This window comes from Leptolyngbya sp. NK1-12, from assembly GCF_032598965.1.
GTDB lineage: Bacteria > Cyanobacteriota > Cyanobacteriia > Elainellales > Elainellaceae > Elainella.
Genome location: NZ_CP053586.1, coordinates 2,848,252 through 2,864,992, shown reverse-complemented (window position 1 = coordinate 2,864,992; position 16,741 = coordinate 2,848,252). Strand labels below are relative to the sequence as shown.

The 16,741-nt window shown below is 51.7% G+C and carries 17 protein-coding genes and 1 riboswitch; of the genes, 11 read left to right on the top strand and 6 right to left on the bottom strand.

All coding sequences use genetic code 11. The annotated features are described in order from the left end of the window. Positions 1–131: 131 nt before the first annotated feature. Positions 132–866, bottom strand: coding sequence for a DUF928 domain-containing protein (locus HJG54_RS12030; protein WP_316435201.1), 735 nt, complete (start codon positions 864–866; stop codon positions 132–134). A 468-nt stretch (positions 867–1,334) separates the two neighbouring features. On the opposite strand from HJG54_RS12030, the gene HJG54_RS12025 reads away from it, so the two are divergent. The 6 genes from HJG54_RS12025 (at position 1,335) to HJG54_RS12000 (ending at position 7,373) form a co-directional block, all read left to right on the top strand. Then, positions 1,335–2,756, top strand: a complete 1,422-nt coding sequence (locus HJG54_RS12025) for a DUF2157 domain-containing protein (RefSeq protein WP_316435200.1) — start codon at positions 1,335–1,337, stop codon at positions 2,754–2,756. Next, the gene (locus HJG54_RS12020; RefSeq protein ID WP_316435199.1) at positions 2,753–3,460 is read left to right on the top strand and encodes a GDYXXLXY domain-containing protein; all 708 of its coding nucleotides are present in this window, start codon (positions 2,753–2,755) and stop codon (positions 3,458–3,460) included. The genes HJG54_RS12025 and HJG54_RS12020 overlap by 4 nt, the downstream gene beginning before the upstream one ends. A gap of 80 nt (positions 3,461–3,540) precedes the next feature. Continuing rightward, positions 3,541–6,006: an SUMF1/EgtB/PvdO family nonheme iron enzyme gene (locus HJG54_RS12015; RefSeq protein WP_316435198.1), complete on the top strand. Its 2,466-nt coding sequence runs from the start codon at positions 3,541–3,543 to the stop codon at positions 6,004–6,006. A gap of 379 nt (positions 6,007–6,385) precedes the next feature. After that, positions 6,386–6,592 carry a hypothetical protein gene (locus tag HJG54_RS12010; protein ID WP_316435196.1) on the top strand — a complete coding sequence of 69 codons (207 nt, stop codon included), beginning with the start codon at positions 6,386–6,388 and terminating at the stop codon, positions 6,590–6,592. Positions 6,593–6,782: 190 nt separating this feature from the next. After that, a complete protein-coding gene (locus HJG54_RS12005) occupies positions 6,783–7,019 on the top strand; it encodes an Arc family DNA-binding protein (protein WP_316435195.1) in 237 nt (78 codons plus the stop codon). After that, complete coding sequence (locus HJG54_RS12000) at positions 7,020–7,373, top strand: type II toxin-antitoxin system PemK/MazF family toxin (protein ID WP_316435193.1); 354 nt, start codon at positions 7,020–7,022, stop codon at positions 7,371–7,373. A gap of 231 nt (positions 7,374–7,604) precedes the next feature. Here HJG54_RS12000 and HJG54_RS11995 read toward each other — a convergent pair whose 3' ends face one another. After that, complete coding sequence (locus HJG54_RS11995; protein WP_316435192.1) at positions 7,605–7,811, bottom strand: hypothetical protein; 207 nt, start codon at positions 7,809–7,811, stop codon at positions 7,605–7,607. A gap of 26 nt (positions 7,812–7,837) precedes the next feature. Beyond that, positions 7,838–7,993 (bottom strand): ribbon-helix-helix protein, CopG family, encoded by a 156-nt coding sequence (locus HJG54_RS35465; protein WP_420717371.1) that lies wholly within the window; start codon positions 7,991–7,993, stop codon positions 7,838–7,840. Positions 7,994–8,103: 110 nt separating this feature from the next. On the opposite strand from HJG54_RS35465, the gene HJG54_RS11990 reads away from it, so the two are divergent. The 3 genes from HJG54_RS11990 (at position 8,104) to HJG54_RS11980 (ending at position 10,188) form a co-directional block, all read left to right on the top strand. Beyond that, complete coding sequence (locus HJG54_RS11990) at positions 8,104–8,232, top strand: hypothetical protein (RefSeq protein ID WP_316435191.1); 129 nt, start codon at positions 8,104–8,106, stop codon at positions 8,230–8,232. Further along, a complete protein-coding gene (locus HJG54_RS11985; protein WP_316435189.1) occupies positions 8,233–8,439 on the top strand; it encodes a hypothetical protein in 207 nt (68 codons plus the stop codon). 639 nt (positions 8,440–9,078) lie between these two features. Continuing rightward, positions 9,079–10,188, top strand: coding sequence for a S1C family serine protease (locus HJG54_RS11980; protein WP_316435188.1), 1,110 nt, complete (start codon positions 9,079–9,081; stop codon positions 10,186–10,188). 127 nt (positions 10,189–10,315) lie between these two features. On the opposite strand, the gene HJG54_RS11975 is transcribed toward HJG54_RS11980, so the two are convergent. The 3 genes from HJG54_RS11975 to HJG54_RS11965 form a co-directional block, all read right to left on the bottom strand. Then, entirely contained in the window at positions 10,316–11,809 is a 1,494-nt protein-coding gene (locus HJG54_RS11975) for a sodium:solute symporter family transporter (protein WP_316435187.1), read from the bottom strand. Positions 11,810–12,011: 202 nt separating this feature from the next. Next, positions 12,012–12,130, bottom strand: a riboswitch (TPP riboswitch). Positions 12,131–12,165: 35 nt separating this feature from the next. Next, complete coding sequence (locus tag HJG54_RS11970; protein WP_316435186.1) at positions 12,166–13,227, bottom strand: hypothetical protein; 1,062 nt, start codon at positions 13,225–13,227, stop codon at positions 12,166–12,168. A gap of 699 nt (positions 13,228–13,926) precedes the next feature. Next, positions 13,927–14,505: a TetR/AcrR family transcriptional regulator gene (locus HJG54_RS11965; protein ID WP_316435185.1), complete on the bottom strand. Its 579-nt coding sequence runs from the start codon at positions 14,503–14,505 to the stop codon at positions 13,927–13,929. Positions 14,506–14,701: 196 nt separating this feature from the next. Here HJG54_RS11965 and HJG54_RS11960 point away from each other — a divergent pair, with 196 nt between their 5' ends. Next, on the top strand, positions 14,702–15,061 hold the full coding sequence (locus tag HJG54_RS11960; protein WP_316435184.1) for a DUF3291 domain-containing protein: 360 nt from the start codon (positions 14,702–14,704) through the stop codon (positions 15,059–15,061). Positions 15,062–15,403: 342 nt separating this feature from the next. After that, on the top strand, positions 15,404–16,681 hold the full coding sequence (locus tag HJG54_RS11955) for a CIA30 family protein (protein WP_316435183.1): 1,278 nt from the start codon (positions 15,404–15,406) through the stop codon (positions 16,679–16,681). Positions 16,682–16,741 lie beyond the last annotated feature (60 nt).

Sequence of the window (16,741 nt, the reverse complement as noted above, 5' to 3'; positions counted from 1 at the left end):
CTGCACTATTTAGAACTTTTGAGGCTGCGTGCGCCAAAACGATGAACTGCTCGATGTCCAATACTTGTTTCCGGCAATCACAAGCATCGCTGCGCCCCACACTGTTGGCGAATTTGAACCTTACTGCATCTCTACTGCAACGGTTGATCGGCAATTTGCTCTAGCCCCACCGATGCAAGCAGCGTTTGCCACTGGCTGACCAGTGCTGGATTTTGAGGCTGAGCTTGGCGAAGTTGGACCAGTGTAGAGAGCGCTTCGTACCAGATGCCTGCTTCAGCGTAGATTTTGGGCTGCTCTTCTGCGGTGGCGGCTGCTAACTTCTGGGTCAGACTGGGGCTGGGTTCTACCCGTTTGATCCAGCCGCTTGTAAACACATCTGCCGAACGGTCGAGCGGGTCGCAGATCAGGGAGAAATACCAGCGGTAGGATTGGCCCACTTCAAGGGCTGGAACGCTGCCATCCGCAGGCAAACTAACGCTGACCACACCCGCTTGGGAGACTGGCACAATCGTTTTGTAGACTTCAGCATTGGTTTGATCCAGCAGCACAAATTCCCCTGCCGCCGCTCCATTCTGCGGGATGTACCAGAAAAAGGACGGATGCTCAGCGACCGTCAGCCCCAGGTTGGTATTCGGCATCAGCGCCGTCAGAGCCGGTTGTTGCACCAAACATTCCCCCCGCGTTCCGCCTCCTTCTCGCCGACCGGGTAAACCGCGATCCGGGGGTTCAAATTCCTGAGCCAGACTCAATGAAGCTAGAGCAGGCACAGAGCCAGCAACGCAGAGCAACAGAAACAATATGGCAAAGCGATGATGCAGCCAATAGCGCCAATAAACCAGCAGGGCTTTGAAGTTGGAGTGATTCATGGCATTTAGTTTAGGGTAGATAAGGAGTTCAACCATTCGCCCTTGTGACTACACAATAGCAAACCGCGATTCAGCAAGACGGGAAGGTTTAAGGTTTAAGTTTTGAGTTTTGAGTTTTGAGTTTTGAATGGTCTGTGATATTTGAGAAGGGCGAAATCTGCATGGAGCAATAGTCGCAAGTATGGTGGCAACTCATACTGTCTGCATGCTCCTGAGCTTCGAGTTTGCGATATGCTGATGCAATTTTTCATAGAAAACCTAACTCTTCAACCTCAACATCCGCTGCTAGCTTTAATCAACCCCCAAATCCCAAAACTCAAAACTCAAAACTCAAAACTCAAAACTCAAAACTCAAAACTCAAAACTTTTCTCTGCTGCCAGCTCAGAGACTGTCCTGTTGGTTTGGGTGATGCCGCGATTTACTGAGTAATTTAGGATTCTAATCATGCTCCACTAGGAGAGACCAGCATGGTGACCGAGAAGTTTCGTCGGCAGTTGCGGCAGGAAGCCGAGAAATGGTGGACCGAGGGCTTGATCGATGCTCGCCTCTATCAACAGTTGGCAGAGCGCTATCAGCTTCAGGAGTTGGAACGGGATGCGAGCCACCGCTTTATTGCGATTTTGATGGGCTTGGGGAGTGTGCTGTTGGGATTAGCCGCCATTACGTTTGTGGCCGCCAACTGGCAGGTTTGGTCGCGTCCGGTGAAGGTTTTGCTGCTGCTGAGTTTGTTTTTGGGCGTGAATGCGGCTGGGTTCTACCTGTGGCGACGGCCTCGTGCTCTCACGGGTCAACAGCGGTTGGGGCATGGGTTGCTGCTGCTGGGTGCTCTGTTGTTAGGGGCAAATCTGGCGTTGCTGTCCCAAATGTTTCACCAGAGCGGCAATGCCTATGAGTTGTTTTTGGTCTGGGGAATTGGCGTAATCGCAATGGCCTACAGCCTGCGGTTGGTGTCCTTGAGCGTGCTGGCCTGGATTTTGATCGTGATTGGCTACTGGAGTGGCTGGGTGGCTCAGTTCAGCAGTCTGGACACCTCAATCTGGCTGTTAATGGTGCTGCATATGCCGCTGGTAATGGCTGGGTTATTTGTGCCCTTGGCCTATCGCTGTCGGTCGCAGGTGCTGTTTGGTCTGGCTGGAATTGGCGTGGCGGTATCGTTTTGCTTTAACTGCATCTCGCTGTGGAATAGTAGCGTGTTACCACCAAACTGGCTGGTTGCGGTTGCCGTAACTCTGCCGCCGGCTCTGCTCTGGAGCTATAGTAGCCGCATCTGGCGCTCTTCCGGCACCGTCGATTCGTTTCAGTCGGTGGCCCGCAGTCTAGCCCTTTGGTATATGGGCGTTACTTACTTTTTGTTTGCGATTCGCGTCGTTTGGAGGATTCCCATCATGAGTGTGGGAGAGAATCCCTGGACTACCCAGGCGCTGATCGATGTGGTAATTTTGGCAGGTCTGACGGGTCTGGGCTGGATGCAGTTGCGGCATGACTGGCGGCAGAGTTGGCTGCAGGAACGGGCACTGCATTCGGGTATGGTGGCGCTGCTGCTGCTGCTAGGTGCCGTGACGCTGATCTGGAATTTTGGTACCGGCTTGGCTGGGAGTCCGCCTGTGGTTGGCGTGATCATGTTCAACCTGCTGTTGTTTTTGCTAGCCGTGGGGCTGATTCGCGATGGCTTAGCGCTAGGCGAACGCGGCACGTTTTGGGGCGGCATGGTGCTGCTGGTGCTGGGCATTATCAGCCGTATGTTGGAATACAACACAGGGCTATTGCTGAAATCGATTGTGTTTGCGCTGTGTGGGGCAGGCATCATTGCGGCGGGACTCTGGTTTGAACGCCGGGTTAAGCCCCATCCTGCTCGATCTTTACCCTCTGCGTCTCAGGAGACCCTATGACATTCCATCCTCCCTCCCCAGATCCTCGACCTCAAGATCGGCTGCCAGAGCAAATCCCGCCTTTACCGCAGCTCCAACCCTCGCCGCCGGTCGCAAATCCGCGCCGCTTACCGAGTTGGCGACTCTGGTTGCCCCTACTGTTCCAAACTGGGCTGATTTTGGCGGTTCCGGCCCAAGATGCTTACACCTACGTAGCAGGACGACAAATTACGCTGCAAACGGCTCCGGTCGATCCCTATGATTTGTTGCGGGGTCATTACCAAACGCTGGGCTACGAGATTTCCCGATCGGATGAGCTGCGCGCGCTGCCGGGAGGCGAATGGTTTGAGCAGCATCAGTTTAAGGCAGGCCGGTTTTATCTAGTGCTGGAAGCGCCTGCAACCGAAACGACAACCGAAACGACAACCGAAACGGCGACCGAAACCACTCCGCCCAAACCGTGGCAGCCAGTCCGGATCAGCGCCACTCGTCCTACCGATCTGGCCGCGAATCAGGTGGCAATTCAGGGCCGCACGAACCGCTATGGACAAATCAGCTACGGCCTCGAAACCTACTACATGCCAGAAGCCCAGCGCAACGCCCTGAATCGCGACATCAGCCAAACCCAGGATCGGCAGGCGTTTGTGGTGGATGTGAAGGTAGATGGTAGCGGCAATGCGGTGCCGATTAGCCTTTGGGTGAAGCAGCGGAATTATCGGTTTTAGAGGATTGGTAATGGGAGGATTGGTTAACCGCTTTGCCAGCGGCTATGATTGGGCTAATCGTTTGGCCGCAACAGCGATAGATGGCGAACAATTGGGCGATTATTATCGGCATCAACCACTATGAGCACCACCCAGAGCAGCAGCTCAAGTATGCGGTTCCCGATGCTCGGTTGATCTACGAGTTTCTCTCGACTCAGGCTGGTTTTGCGCCAGATCAGATTCTGCTTTGCCTGGGAGATGAAGCACACCGAACCAGCCCTAATTATCCAACCTACGCTACCTTACTCAGGCTATTGAACCGAGATTTGCATCCCAGCCGCATCGGTCAAGTGGATCGCCTCTGGTTCTTCTTTGGTGGGCATGGCGTGAGTCAGAATGGACGCGACTATCTTTTGACGGCTGATAGTTTGATCGAAGACGTTGAGCTGAAGATTGCCTTGCCGATTGATGAGGTAATTGCCTCGCTGCGAAAACACCAAACAGCAGACATTGTGCTGGTGCTGGACAACTGCCGTCAGCTTCAGGGCAGCCGCAAATTGAGTGCTGGTGAGGTAGGCAAACAAACGATAGAACTAGCCCAAAGCCGAGGCATTACCACTATTTTCTCCTGCGACTATGGGCAGTATTCCTTTGAGTTAGACAGCGTCAAACAGGGTGCGTTTACCTATGCGCTAGTAGAAGGACTGAAGCAGCACACGCTGCCCGACCAGCTAGAGCAGTATTTGCGGCGCAGAGTGGCGGAGTTGAATCAGCGTCGTGATCAGGTGCCTCGGATTCGAGTTGAACCTGCGTCTAAAGCGTTGCAGCCATTGCTTCCGAGTGCGGTGACGGCAGCAGATATCACCGTTCTGGTCGAGCGGGCAAGAGAAGTGGAACTGGAGGAGGATTTCGAGACAGCTAAGCAGTTGTGGTGGCAGGTGACTTTAGCTCAGTCGGACGAGCATATCCGAGAAGCCCGAACTGCAATCGAGCGAATTAATCAGAAGATCAACAAAAAGTCTGTTCCACATCCACCACCTCCCCCACCTGTTGAGGCTTCAAATACCCGACGACTAGATGCAGCAATGCCCAAAGTTTGCAGGGTAGGACAAGAAACAGAAGTTCGAGTCATGATTGCTCTACCTGATTCAGTAGGGCTTAAGAATTATTTGCCAGATTATACAGAGGCGGGGGACCTCATCTCAAAAGGAGATGTCAATCGAAACACATTTCCCCTGACTTTCCCAAAAGATCCAGTAACAGGGGAACCTCAACCCACCACTTTGTTTATTTCCATCACTGCTCGAAGTTTTGCAGTTGAACAAGCAATCAAGGGCTTGTATTTATCCCCTGATCAAGATTCTGGGGTTGTAACCTTTTTCATGATGCCTCAAATTAAGCGATCGAGAGCACGAGTCCGTGTTGAGGTATTTAAGGATGAACAAAGAGCAGTTCTTTTAGGTTCATTGAGTTTGGTTACTAAAATCCTTGAACAACAAAGTGCTTGGACTCAAGCTGCATGGCGTCTGGTTAAGTTACCACTGAATCTATTAGACAATTACTCAACTACAAGACAAGAGGCAAGCCAAAGAGTGTATGCACCAATAGCGTACGCACCACTCGATACAATAAATCGTTCCCTCCTAGACGATACTGAGGATTGCCTTTGTGATGCGGCCCCACTGTCTTCAAACTTTTCTCCCGAAAATAACCAGATAGGTGAGGAAAGTGCAAATAGTTTGCCCTTATGTGAAGCTGATTTTGAAACTGTGACCGTAGATAAACGAGGGCAGATGACGAAGCGCTTTGCTAAACGGGCAACCCTTTTTAAGGAAGATTTGGGCAACGGTGTAATTTTAGAAATGGTGCAAATTCCCGGCGGTTCCTTCAAGATGGGTTCTCCAGAAACAGAGAAGGGGCGATCTAACTATGAATCGCCGCAGCGTACTGTCAATGTCTCATCTTTCTTTATGGGCAAGTTTACCGTCACCCAAGCGCAGTATCAGCAAATCATGGGGCGTAATCCTGCAATCTTCAAAGGTGAAAAACGTCCTGTTGAGAATGTTAGCTGGAATGATGCAGTGGAATTTTGTGCCAAGTTGAGCCAGCGTACCGGACGCACCTACCGCTTGCCGAGTGAAGCCGAGTGGGAATATGCCTGTCGAGCTAGAACAACAACCCCTTTTCATTTTGGTCAAACAGTCACGAGTGCATTGGCAAACTATGATGCAAGTAAAGCTGTTTATGGATCGGAGCCTAAAGGTGAATATCGAGGGCAAACAACTGAGGTTGGAAGTTTCCCACCTAATGCTTTTGGACTCTATGACATGCACGGCAATGTCTGGGAGTGGTGTCAGGATCATTGGCACGAAAATTATCAAGGAGCACCGAATGATGGTAGTGCTTGGTTGAGTGAGGATAAACATGCTCTTCGACTGCTGCGCGGCGGCTCCTGGTACAGCGGTCCTAGGTCTTGCCGTTCTGCGTGTCGCAACCACGCTTATCCCGCCACCCGCAGCAACCTCACCGGTTTTCGAGTTGTCTGCGTCCCCCCCAGGACTGTCTAGCCCTTTGCTCTTGAGCGAGCGTTAAAATTTTTTACCACAAAGGCACGAAGGCACAAAGAGATGATCTCGACAATGGGACGGCAAGCTCGGTTTTCGGGTTGTTTGTTCGTTGACGTGAAGATTTCCTGAGCAACCTAACTCACCCGCACGTGAACGGCGGGCCAATAGTTCAAGTACACTGAAGTGCACTGCAATTCTGACCTAGCCTGCTTTAGCCCAACCATGCTTGCAAAATGTCCTCCTAACATCAGGTGTTACAGTGAATAACCATGACTAGATCGCTTCATTCAAATCCAAGACGTTCATAATCGCCTAGAACTTACCAGACCATTGCTTGAACCACCCTATAATGTCCAAATTCCAGGTGAAGGATGAAGCCATGCAAGCCAAATCTCAAGAGCAATTGTCAGTTACTGATGCCGAAGTTATCCTGGAACGTTTGCCTGAGCGAATTCGCTTGGCTCTGATTGCTCGTGCTGCTGAGATTGAATATCCAATCGAAGCGGTGATTGAGATGGCTATTGCCAGTTTTCTTGATACAGAAGCACTAGGGTTTGCAGATTGTAAGCCAGGACGTGGACAATAGAGTTCTGCTGAGTTGATGTGGACAATCAAGGGACGGATAGATATCCACCTCGGTTTTCGGGTCGTTTGTTCGTTGGCGTGAGGAGTTCATCGGAGAACCGCACTAAAATCTTAATAGCTGATTAAGTTTGTGAAACGTGGGTTGTCGGCCCATCTCGCATCGTAATGTGACCAATCATCCTCATCAGATTATGAATACTGCTGAAACAATTGACACTCAAATAGCCTTACCGATTGAGCTATATCAAGCGATTGCTCAACGGGCACAGGTACATGGGCAGTCCGTTAGTAGCGAGATTGTTGCCCTGCTGCTTGCTTCATTAGTTCAAGATTCCGCTGAACTGACCGAAGAATTTGCAGCGTGGGAAGCCGCAAGTGATGAAGATTGGCTGAATCTAGAAGCAGCGCTAACGTCTCAGGAGAACTAGATGTCGAGAGGAGATGTTCTCCTAGTTCGCCTGCCAGATTCAGATCAGCGCGAGGAGAAGGGCTACCGTCCAGCAATCGCAGTGCAAACGGATGTTGCATCTCCTATGTTGATAGTGGTTCCGGTTACGTCTGCATTGGGTGCATTGCGCTTTCCGTTTACAGTACAAATTGAGCCATCAGAGCAAAATGGTTTGACCTTACCCTCTGTAGCAATGGTGTTTCAGATGCGAGCAATTGATCGAAAGCGCATCATTCGCAAGATTGGTGAATTGGAGATGCAATATTTGATGCAAGTTGATGCGGAAATCTGGCGAATGTTAAAGCCACCAGGAAATGACGGCGAGCTATGCTGATCCGAGCAATTTTGGAATAGGACGATGAAGCACAGGCTTACTCAGCAACCTGTCCGGAGCTTAACTTTGTGTCTTCGTTTGGGAAGAACCGAGAAGCAGCAATTGCTAACTTAAAAGATACGATTTATCTGATGCTGGAATCAATTCCGGATGTGTTATTGGAGATACCTGGCTCCACACAGATTTAGGCACTTGTGCTTAAGTGGAACAGAAACACTGTCAAGCAAAGCACTACTTTCTTCCCTGATCCTGAGTTTCTAAAGCTTCTAATCCCTTAATCAAAAGCTCCTCTACCACAAAGCTGAATGATCGTCGTTCCTGCTCAGCAATTGCCTTGACTCTATCTCTAACTTCATCTGACAGATATATAGTCACCTGATTTTTCTTTGTGACCACCGTCCACTCCAAAATGAACTTGCTACCGTCTTCTAGTAACATTCAGACTCGAAGCAGCACACCGGACGCTAACCTTTCTTCTTATCCCTAGTCTCTAAAGCTTCAATCAGCAGCACCTCGATCGTAGCTGTCAACGAGCGTCTGTCCTGCCTAGAAATCTCTTCTAAACGGGCTTTTATGTCTGAAGGTAAATAAACCGTTACTCTCTCCTTATCAGTAGTCATAGAGTTTTACAGACAGCATCTAGACAATAGTAGGGAAAGTGAGGTATTTTGAGGTAGTTCAAAATGATGTAAAATACATCATTAAACATCAATGTTGACGAGATGAATTTATGATTACCCTCTCCGATGATGAGGTTGCCCTGATCCGCTCGCTGCTAACCGCTCTGCGGGCGATCAAGGTGCGAGATATCGATGAAGCGTTAGTGATTCTGGCCAAAAACGACCGAGGAGGAAATTAAATGATTGTGCTCACCGACGAACAGACGATTGTGGTGCATCGCTTGCTCACCTGCATTCTGCTGAACGAAGCCTACCGATTAGCCGACGTAGAAGACGCGCTGCTGTGGCTATCCCCAGAAAATCGACAAATTCTCTGTCCTTTTGATTCGCTGTGGTCCAGGAATCTGGCGCAGGAAATTGTTAGAGAGCTGAGAAATTTAGGTTAGCTGTTATGGATGTGTAATGTTATGGATGGGTCAATGTATCGGCCTCGGTTTTCGGGTCGTTTGTTCGTTGGCGTGAGGAGTTCAACTGATTAGGACTTGGGTTCATGCTTGCTAAATACGATTAGGCAATGAGCTGAAGATGAAGCCATGCAAGCCAAATCTCAAGAGCAATTGTCAGTTACTGATGCCGAAGAGCTTGTGTCTTTAGCACGTAAACTGTGTATCTCGCTTCGTCAATTGGCGTTGTACTAAAGCAGGCGGTTCGCCTATCTTGGCGTTGATTGCTATGAGAAGGCATCGTTTGATCAAAACCACAGGGCGATAGTGTTGTAGACCAAAACAAGAAATTCTCTTCCCAAACTAATACATTTGTTCTACAATGCTGTTAATCAGCTTTGACACGCGGTTGGGTGCTGCCATCCAGACCCGTTCCGTTCAGTTTTTGCATATGTTTGTACTTTGCATATGTTTGTACTTTGCATATGTTTGTATTTTGTATGCGTTTGTAAGCTTCATTCGCAATTCAATAGCAACCGTCGGGCAGGCGATCAATCACGTCTGGAGGAATCACGCGCGCAATCAAAGCTGGCGTTTCAGGCCCTTGCATAATCCCTTGCATAACAGCAACGAGTGTGACCTATGGTGCAACCTCAACTTCCAACTTTCCCCCCCACTTATCCTGCCGATTCACCAACCTATTCTCCCGCTTATTCCTCCAATCATTCTGCCCGACCAAGACGCCGCAAGCAGAAAGTACAACGACAACGACTGGCGTCAGAACTGCTGCGCTGGGCTGCCCTGACTCTGCTGTTAGCGGCTGGCGGCAAAATGCTGGCTCGGCAAGAACTTGGCTCAGAAGCTAGTTCAGAAGCCTGGGTCTATGAAGCCCAACAGCCAGAAGCAGTGACCCAACCCGGTATTCAGGCCAACCCGTTTGCCAAATTACCAGATCTAGCCAACCAACTGATTCGCCCCGACCCTGACCTGCCCCACGATACGCCAGAGCCAATTGCCGCTGCCAACCGTTCGGTGGTGATGCTCAAGAGTGCTGGAGCCGTTGGTTCAGGGATTATTCTGTCGCCCGATGGTCTGATTTTGACCAACAGCCATGTGGTGCAGGGTAGCGGGGGACAATGGAAAGTCCGCTTATCCAATGCGCAGGAGTTAACCGCAACAGTGGTCCATCCGGGTCCAGGGCAAGGCGATATTTTTCGCGATCTGGCGCTGGTGCAGGTCAATGGAGTCACAAATTTGCCGGTGGCCAAACTGGCGATGGCGCAGCCTCAGGAAGGTGAAGCCGTATGGGCCATTGGCGCTCCCTATGCTCGACCTGAAGTAGTGACTCGTGGTGTACTCAAACGGTTGACTCCCGACGGAATTATTCTCACGAGCGCTGAAGTGCATCCAGGAAATTCTGGTGGTCCTTTGCTGAATCAAGGTGGCGAAGTCATTGGGATCAACACCGCCGTCAATCCAAACTTACCCGATAACGCCACTACCGTTGCAATTTCAACCGCCCTAGTACAGCAAAACTTGGCCGCTATGAAATCCGGGGTGATGACCGCTGAAGGTCCTGCTCGCCCGCCCCTGCCGCCTACGGGAATGGGGCCGGGTATGAGTCCCAACATGAACCCTGGTTTTGACCAATTTAGCGCGGGTGGAATGCCGCCTGGGGCCATCATGCCCGGTGGTAGGCCGATGATGCCGCCGTTTGCCCAAGGCGGCATGGCTGGACAGCCCTGTCCTTGAGTCGCAAATCCTTTTATGGCTGACCGCAGAAACGCAGAAGAGTTAAAGAGAAGTTCTTAATCTCCTCTCCGTTTCTGCGAGCATCTTCAATGTTTGGCTGTACAGACGTTAGTGAAGCACCAAAAGTTTATCCTCTGCCAACATCCACCGGCTCCACCTCATAGTCGCTATAATCGCGAATCTGGCTTTGAATCTGGCTGAAATCGAACAGCGCCCTGTTACCGTGTAGCGAACTACCCACGAAGCTGACAACTGCTGAGACCAACACAGATGCCGTAAAGCTAGCCAGCAGATCGCCCCCAAATGGAATCGTCAGCCAGGGCGTGAAATCAGGTTTGGGAAAGAACATTGCTCCTGCCACAATCCCGATTACCGTACTCCAAAACGCAATGCTGCCAGTTAAGCGCCGAGAATAGAAACCGTACACAACTGGGAAAAATGCGCCAGCACAAACCAGATCGGCCAACAGAAACAAATAAAGCACGTCATACCCCTGCGCCGCAATCCCGATTGCTGGAATCCCCACAGCTACCGTCAGAATCCGCGAGGCCCGCAGCAGTCCGCTTGAACGCATCTGGGGAAATAGCCGCATCAGGTCCACAGTGAAGACGCTAGCAATGCCATTCAACAGCGACGAGAGGGTACTCATCACCAGGGCCAGAGCCAGAACCAACACCCCCAGCATTACCCACAGCGGTAGCGACAGTTGCTGCATCAAGGAAAAGAAAGCACGGTCATCGTTGAAGCCAAAATGCATCGCCAATACGCCCAGCAGTCCGGCAATCAGGATCATCGGCATGATCGCCAGCGTCGAGTTGGCAAAGGCGCGTTTCACGGTGCTATCGGTGCGGCAGGCATAGACCCGCTGCCAGTTGCTTTGGTTAAATAACTCGGCGGCCACAATCGCAATAATTAAACTGGCTCCCATTTTGATGCCGCTACCATTCGCCACAGATAAGAGTTGGGGCGCATTGAGCTGAACCGGTTCGAGGGCAGCCTGCCAGCCGCCCAGGGCTACTATAGCCACCGCAAAACTGACTAGCAGCAGCGGCACAATCACCACAAACTGAATGGCATCGGTGAAGATAGTGGCGTCTAGCCCGCCGTAGATCGTGTAGATAAATGTGGCAGTAATCACTACCAGCGCGGTCCAACCCAGGGGCACATCGGCTAGAATCTGTACGGCTTTGGCAATCGCGGTCAACTCTGCCGTCAGATAAATGAACATGTAAAACACAATCACGGCCAGCGTCAACCCATACATGACATTGCCGAATCGATGTAAGACGAATTGATTCAGCGAGTGACCGCTGGGCATGAGGCGGCGAATACGTGGTCCTAACTGGGTAAACAGCAGCATTGGTGCAGCCGATCCAAGACAATAGCCGAAAATGCCAGCGATGCCGCTAGTGGCTCCCACCTGGGGCGGGCTAAACAAGATCCAAACTCCCATAGCCGACGAAACAATCGTGGCAAAGGCCATGCCCCAACCAAAGCGGTTCCGGCTGACCATAAAGTCGTCTAGGCTAATCGTGCGTTTACTGGCGTGCAGTAGCCCCAGCGAGGCAAATACACCCGCAGTCACGAGCGTCACTAACAGCGCAACGGCTCCAGTAGACATAATGCGATGTCCTTCCTCTAGAAAATCATGGTCCGCTAGAGGTGAACGATCACACCAGGCACACCCGAAACAACGGTGCACAAGCCAGCAGAGGAACGATCTAACCCCTGCTTGACCAAAACCGATGCTAGTCTGCTGCTACAAAACCGGCCAAGCCATTGCATGCTGCCATTGGCTCAACCGCGGCGTAGCGCTCTGGAGATGATACGAATCAACGCTTCCCTCCGCTGGCATTACCCAGACTCAGGTTCTAAGGGTGTAATCTCAGCCTGAATCGCCCTGCCTTGTGGCCAGAAAAATCAGGCACCCCTAGCTTAGCTGTTGATTGTACCACCCTCTGGGCCTAAATGGCTGATTTAGCGCAAGCTACCAGGGAATCCAGGTGCGGGCATAACCACTCCCTGACCAGGCGGAACCGCCACAAACGGTGCGGGGACACCCTGTCCATAGGGCGGCGCAGGCACCTCGGTGGTCCAATAGGGGGTAGTTGCTGCATTCCAGTTGTTGGCTGCCTTTGCCGTTGGGTTGGTTGCCGGAGTCTTGGCAATCTGCACATCGGTGTTGGCAGGAGGCGGTGTGAGGCTAGCCATGTGCTGTGGACAGAGCCGTTCCGTGCCAAAGCGAATGTAGGCATCGCGGTTATGGTAATAGTCGCCTGCTACCTGGTTTTTGTAGCGCAGGTCAAACAGCGAGCGGACACTCCAGTAGCCTTGTCCGGCTTCTAGCCAATTGCACACCTGCCGGCCAATCTTGAGGCGAGCCGTATTGTCCAGCCGTTCTCGTTCGGCAGCTTGCAATGCCTGAGAATAATCGTACAGGACATCGTTTTCAGCCTTAGTCCAGGCCACTTCTGGTACGGCTGGAGTACTGTCGGCTACCATCACCTCTGCTGGCACTTTCCGGATCACCAGAGCAGCCAGCGTAGCGCCCCGACGCGAAGCTCGCAGAGCAGAATCAACCGAGCGCTCACCCGCCGAAGCTTTGATAATTGGGAAAAAGGTGACTAGCGAACGAACGGCAGGCAACTCTTGCTGCAACTCCGAACTGTAGGGCTGATCAGGGTAGCGTTGGACATAGTCCTCCATTTCCTGCTGCAGCGTCAGCAACTGACCGACACGGAGCTGATTGACCCGCTGGCTGCTCAGTGCTTGATGGGCTGCATCTACCACTTCTAGCAAGTCATTGAAGCGATGGGCTTGCTGTTGGTGCCAGGGCAGCGGAGACTGGGCCAGCAGGTCTGCCAAGCCGTCAATTTGCTCGACATCTACGGCGGTCACTTCTGTCAGTTTTCCTTCAGTCACGGCTTTGGGTAGGTTGTTGGCCTTGAGCGTCACCCAATACTCAAAGGCAGCATAGCTCGTACCCAATACGGCTGTGATGGCAACAAAACTTGAAACTAACAATCTCCGAATCTTCACCGCTTTATCCCTTGATTCACTGTCCTATGTTGAACTTAGAGCCGAGTCAGCCCAGACAATGTTTGTTGCGTCCCACTTTTAAACCTGGACGGTTGCTAAAAGGATCGTTGTCCCCAAAAGAGGTTTTTTGCCTATCGTCTTCGCCGACCCTTATGTGCCGATTCCAAAACTGGATCAGCAACGATTGGTAGCCTGCCCCACTGGACCTAAACCGTTCTGCAATCATCATTCTTCTACATGTTTCCCAGACTACTGCCTTCTGCATCGGACGCTCAAGCATACAGAACAGGCTTCAAGTAAATTTGTTTTAATCCTGTCGAATGCTGAAGCTGATTTGATTTGGGTGGCTGTGACAGGATAGGGCAAGGATCCAGTGATTCCCCTGATTCAAACAGGAACACTTTGCGCCAAATCCATCCTACTCTACTTTCCAACCCCTCTGCCAGTCCCAAATTTCGCGAAAAACAAGGGGCTTTTTCTAGAAAACTGCTCAAATATGCAGGTATAAACTATTGCTCCAATTCAAGCAAACTGATTTTTGTTATTTCTGTGAAGCGAATCCTACAAGTTGTTCTAAAACCAGTCCACCTCCCCACCTACCTTACTGAGTTTCAGTTCTGACTCCTGACTCCTGACTCCCGTCGGCTGACGCTCTGGGAAGCCTGACTCCTGACTCCTCACCCTTTTCAGCTACCAGCCTCAAGTTCCATCCTGTCTTCGCAATCCTTCAGCCAGAGACCGCGTCGCCTCGACTGCTAGTTCTGCTGCTGAGCCACAGCCAACTGCCGTCAGGTGGCCATCAATCGCCAGCATCGACAAACCATGCACCAAGGACCAGGCAATTTGGGCCTGTTGTTTTGGCTCAGTTGCCCGAAGGGTGCCGCTCTGCTGACCGGCGACCAGCGTTTGCACCAACACATCGAACGTTTCTGCAGCAACCTGGAACAATGCTGGAAAAGACTGTGGATCAGCCCTGCCGGTTCCAAACATCACCCGGTAGTGGGCCGCATGGGTAACGGCATAGTCCACGTAGGCTACCCCAATCGCCTGGAGGCGCTCAACGGGTTCCAGATGACCGGCAGCCTGAAGCAACTGAGCTTTGAGAGCACGAAATCCCTCTTCAGCAACGGCTGCTAGCAAGGCTGCTTTGTCTGCAAAGTGTCGATAGGGAGCCATGCGCGAAACGCCAACCTGCTGTGCCACTTCTCGAAGCGTCAATGCTTCGACGCCTCGCTCTGCAATGAGCTGCAGGGCGGCCTGAATCAATGCCCGACGCAAATCTCCGTGATGATATTTCGGTTTTTTAATTGACCTTTGATTTGAATACTCTTTTGAATGGTCTGAAGTAGATGCCAACGCCCGATCTCCATTGCGTGACTACAGTTTCCTCCATTGTTTTTCCGCATGTTGACAATGTCAATTTTTTCGAGTTCAATGAATGTTGACAATGTCTACATAGGTCGAGGAGGCCGTTATGGTACTCGTTTCTGTGACTCGCTTGAGGCTCCGTTCGTTGCGCTATCTGCTGCCATTTTTGTGGTACGCCGTACCAGCAGCGCGGCAAGCCAAACAAGCTTCTGGCAATTTGGGTAGCCAGACTCGCGTCACAGGTGGATTGGTGTTCTGGACGTTAACCCTATGGCAAGACGAAACCGCTATGAAGACGTACCGCGACTCTGGTGTCCATCTGCAAGCTATGCCCAAACTGCGTCGGTGGTGCGATCAGTCAGCCTCGGCCCATTGGCAGCAGGAACTGGCTGAATTTCCGAGTTGGCCAGTAGCAGAGGAGCGCTTGAGAGAATTGAGTCGGAATGTGTGGCAGAGAGGGAGGTGAGGGGGAGATGCGACCGTGTACACCGATCTCGATCGCGACGCAATGTAAGGATTTGATCCCCCTTTTCTGAGATGCCCGCAGGGCTATAATCCCCCTAAAGCCCTACGGGGATGCGCCTTCGGCGTAGGATAAGGGGGACTTCAATCCCTAGTTGGTATGGGCTGCACCTACGGTTCCCCCTTTGGGTAAGGGGGGTTAGGGGGGATCTTCGACTTGTGTGTATACCGTAGTGGGGGAGATGGAGGTATGGATATGCGATTTCTTTCTCTGCTCAGATACCGATCTGGGGCTGATGTGCTGCACTAGTAAGTAGCGCTCTTTGCTGCTTCAGGAGAGGAGGTTATGTCGCAAAATTCTGGTTCACCCGGCTCGTCTGCCGCCAATCGGTGGGATGTGGGGCGATTTGTCAAAACCCTGTCCTATTTTGGAGTGGTTCCGTTTTTAAGTAATTGGGATTGGTTTCAGCAGTGGTTTGGCAGTCGTCCAGATCCGAAGGTGGATAGTCGTCGATTGGTGCCAGTTCAGTCATCTGGTGCAGTCGATACCGAGACCCAGTCAACTCAGCAGATTCTGGTAATCGGATCGACAAGTGCGGTCGGACAGCAGCTGGTACAGCAGTTGACTGCCCAAAACTATCGGTTTAGATCAATCGAGGTTGATGAGTTGTCCGAGCTAACCGATGGGCCAAATGGAGATGCTGTGATCTGCGATGCTGTGATCTGCTGTACTGAGGCATCCCAGAGCCGCGATGCTGCTTTGATTCGTCAGGTAGAAAACGGGGTGGTGCGGCAGCCAATTTTCGATTTTGCTCAGCCTTCGACCGATCTGCAAGAAATTTGGGGAGCACTGGATGATGTGGTGATGGGGGGCGTGAGTCAGAGCAGCATTCGCTTGGGCGATGGAGTGGCCTATTTTACTGGAGTTGTGTCTACGGCCAATTCGGGTGGCTTTGCCTCAGTGCGGACTCGCAATCTGGAGCCGCCGCTGGACCTCTCTGCCTACGACGGTGTGGAACTGCGCGTCAAAGGCGATGGCAAGCGTTATAAATTCATGCTCCGCAGCGAAACCCGCTGGGATGGGGTAGCCTATTGCTATTCCTTCGATACTGTAGCCAACGAATGGATCACGGTACGGATTCCGTTTTCGGCCCTAGTGCCGGTGTTTCGCGCCCGGACAGTTGCCAATAGCTCGGTGGATCCCAGCCACGTCTATGCTTGGCAACTGATGCTGAGCAAATTTGAGTATGACGGTGCCCTAAACCCACACTTTGAGCCAGGTTTCTTCCAACTGCAAATCCAATCCATTGCTGTATATCGCCATCGCCCATCCCGGATGGTGCTAGTGGGCGCAACAGAGGAAACCGAGCGACTGCTCCAAAACAGCGGCATTCCCTATACGATGATTTGCCCCAGCCAGGTTAACGAGATTCCCGGAGGTCAATTTCTGCAAGTTGCTCGTCAACCGCTTCAGGGCCAAGTCAGCGCTATCGATGTGGCAGCTCTCTGTCTGGCGGCGTTAGACGATTCGGCTGCCCGCAATCTCAGCCTATTTGTGACAGCCGCTGAAGGCAAATGTGCGGTCGGTGATTGGCATTGTTTGTTCAAGTCTGTTGCCAGCTAGCTGTCAGCTTCCTGCTGCAATTTCAGCAATCTATGCCAAACTGGCTAGATGAATCTGCGT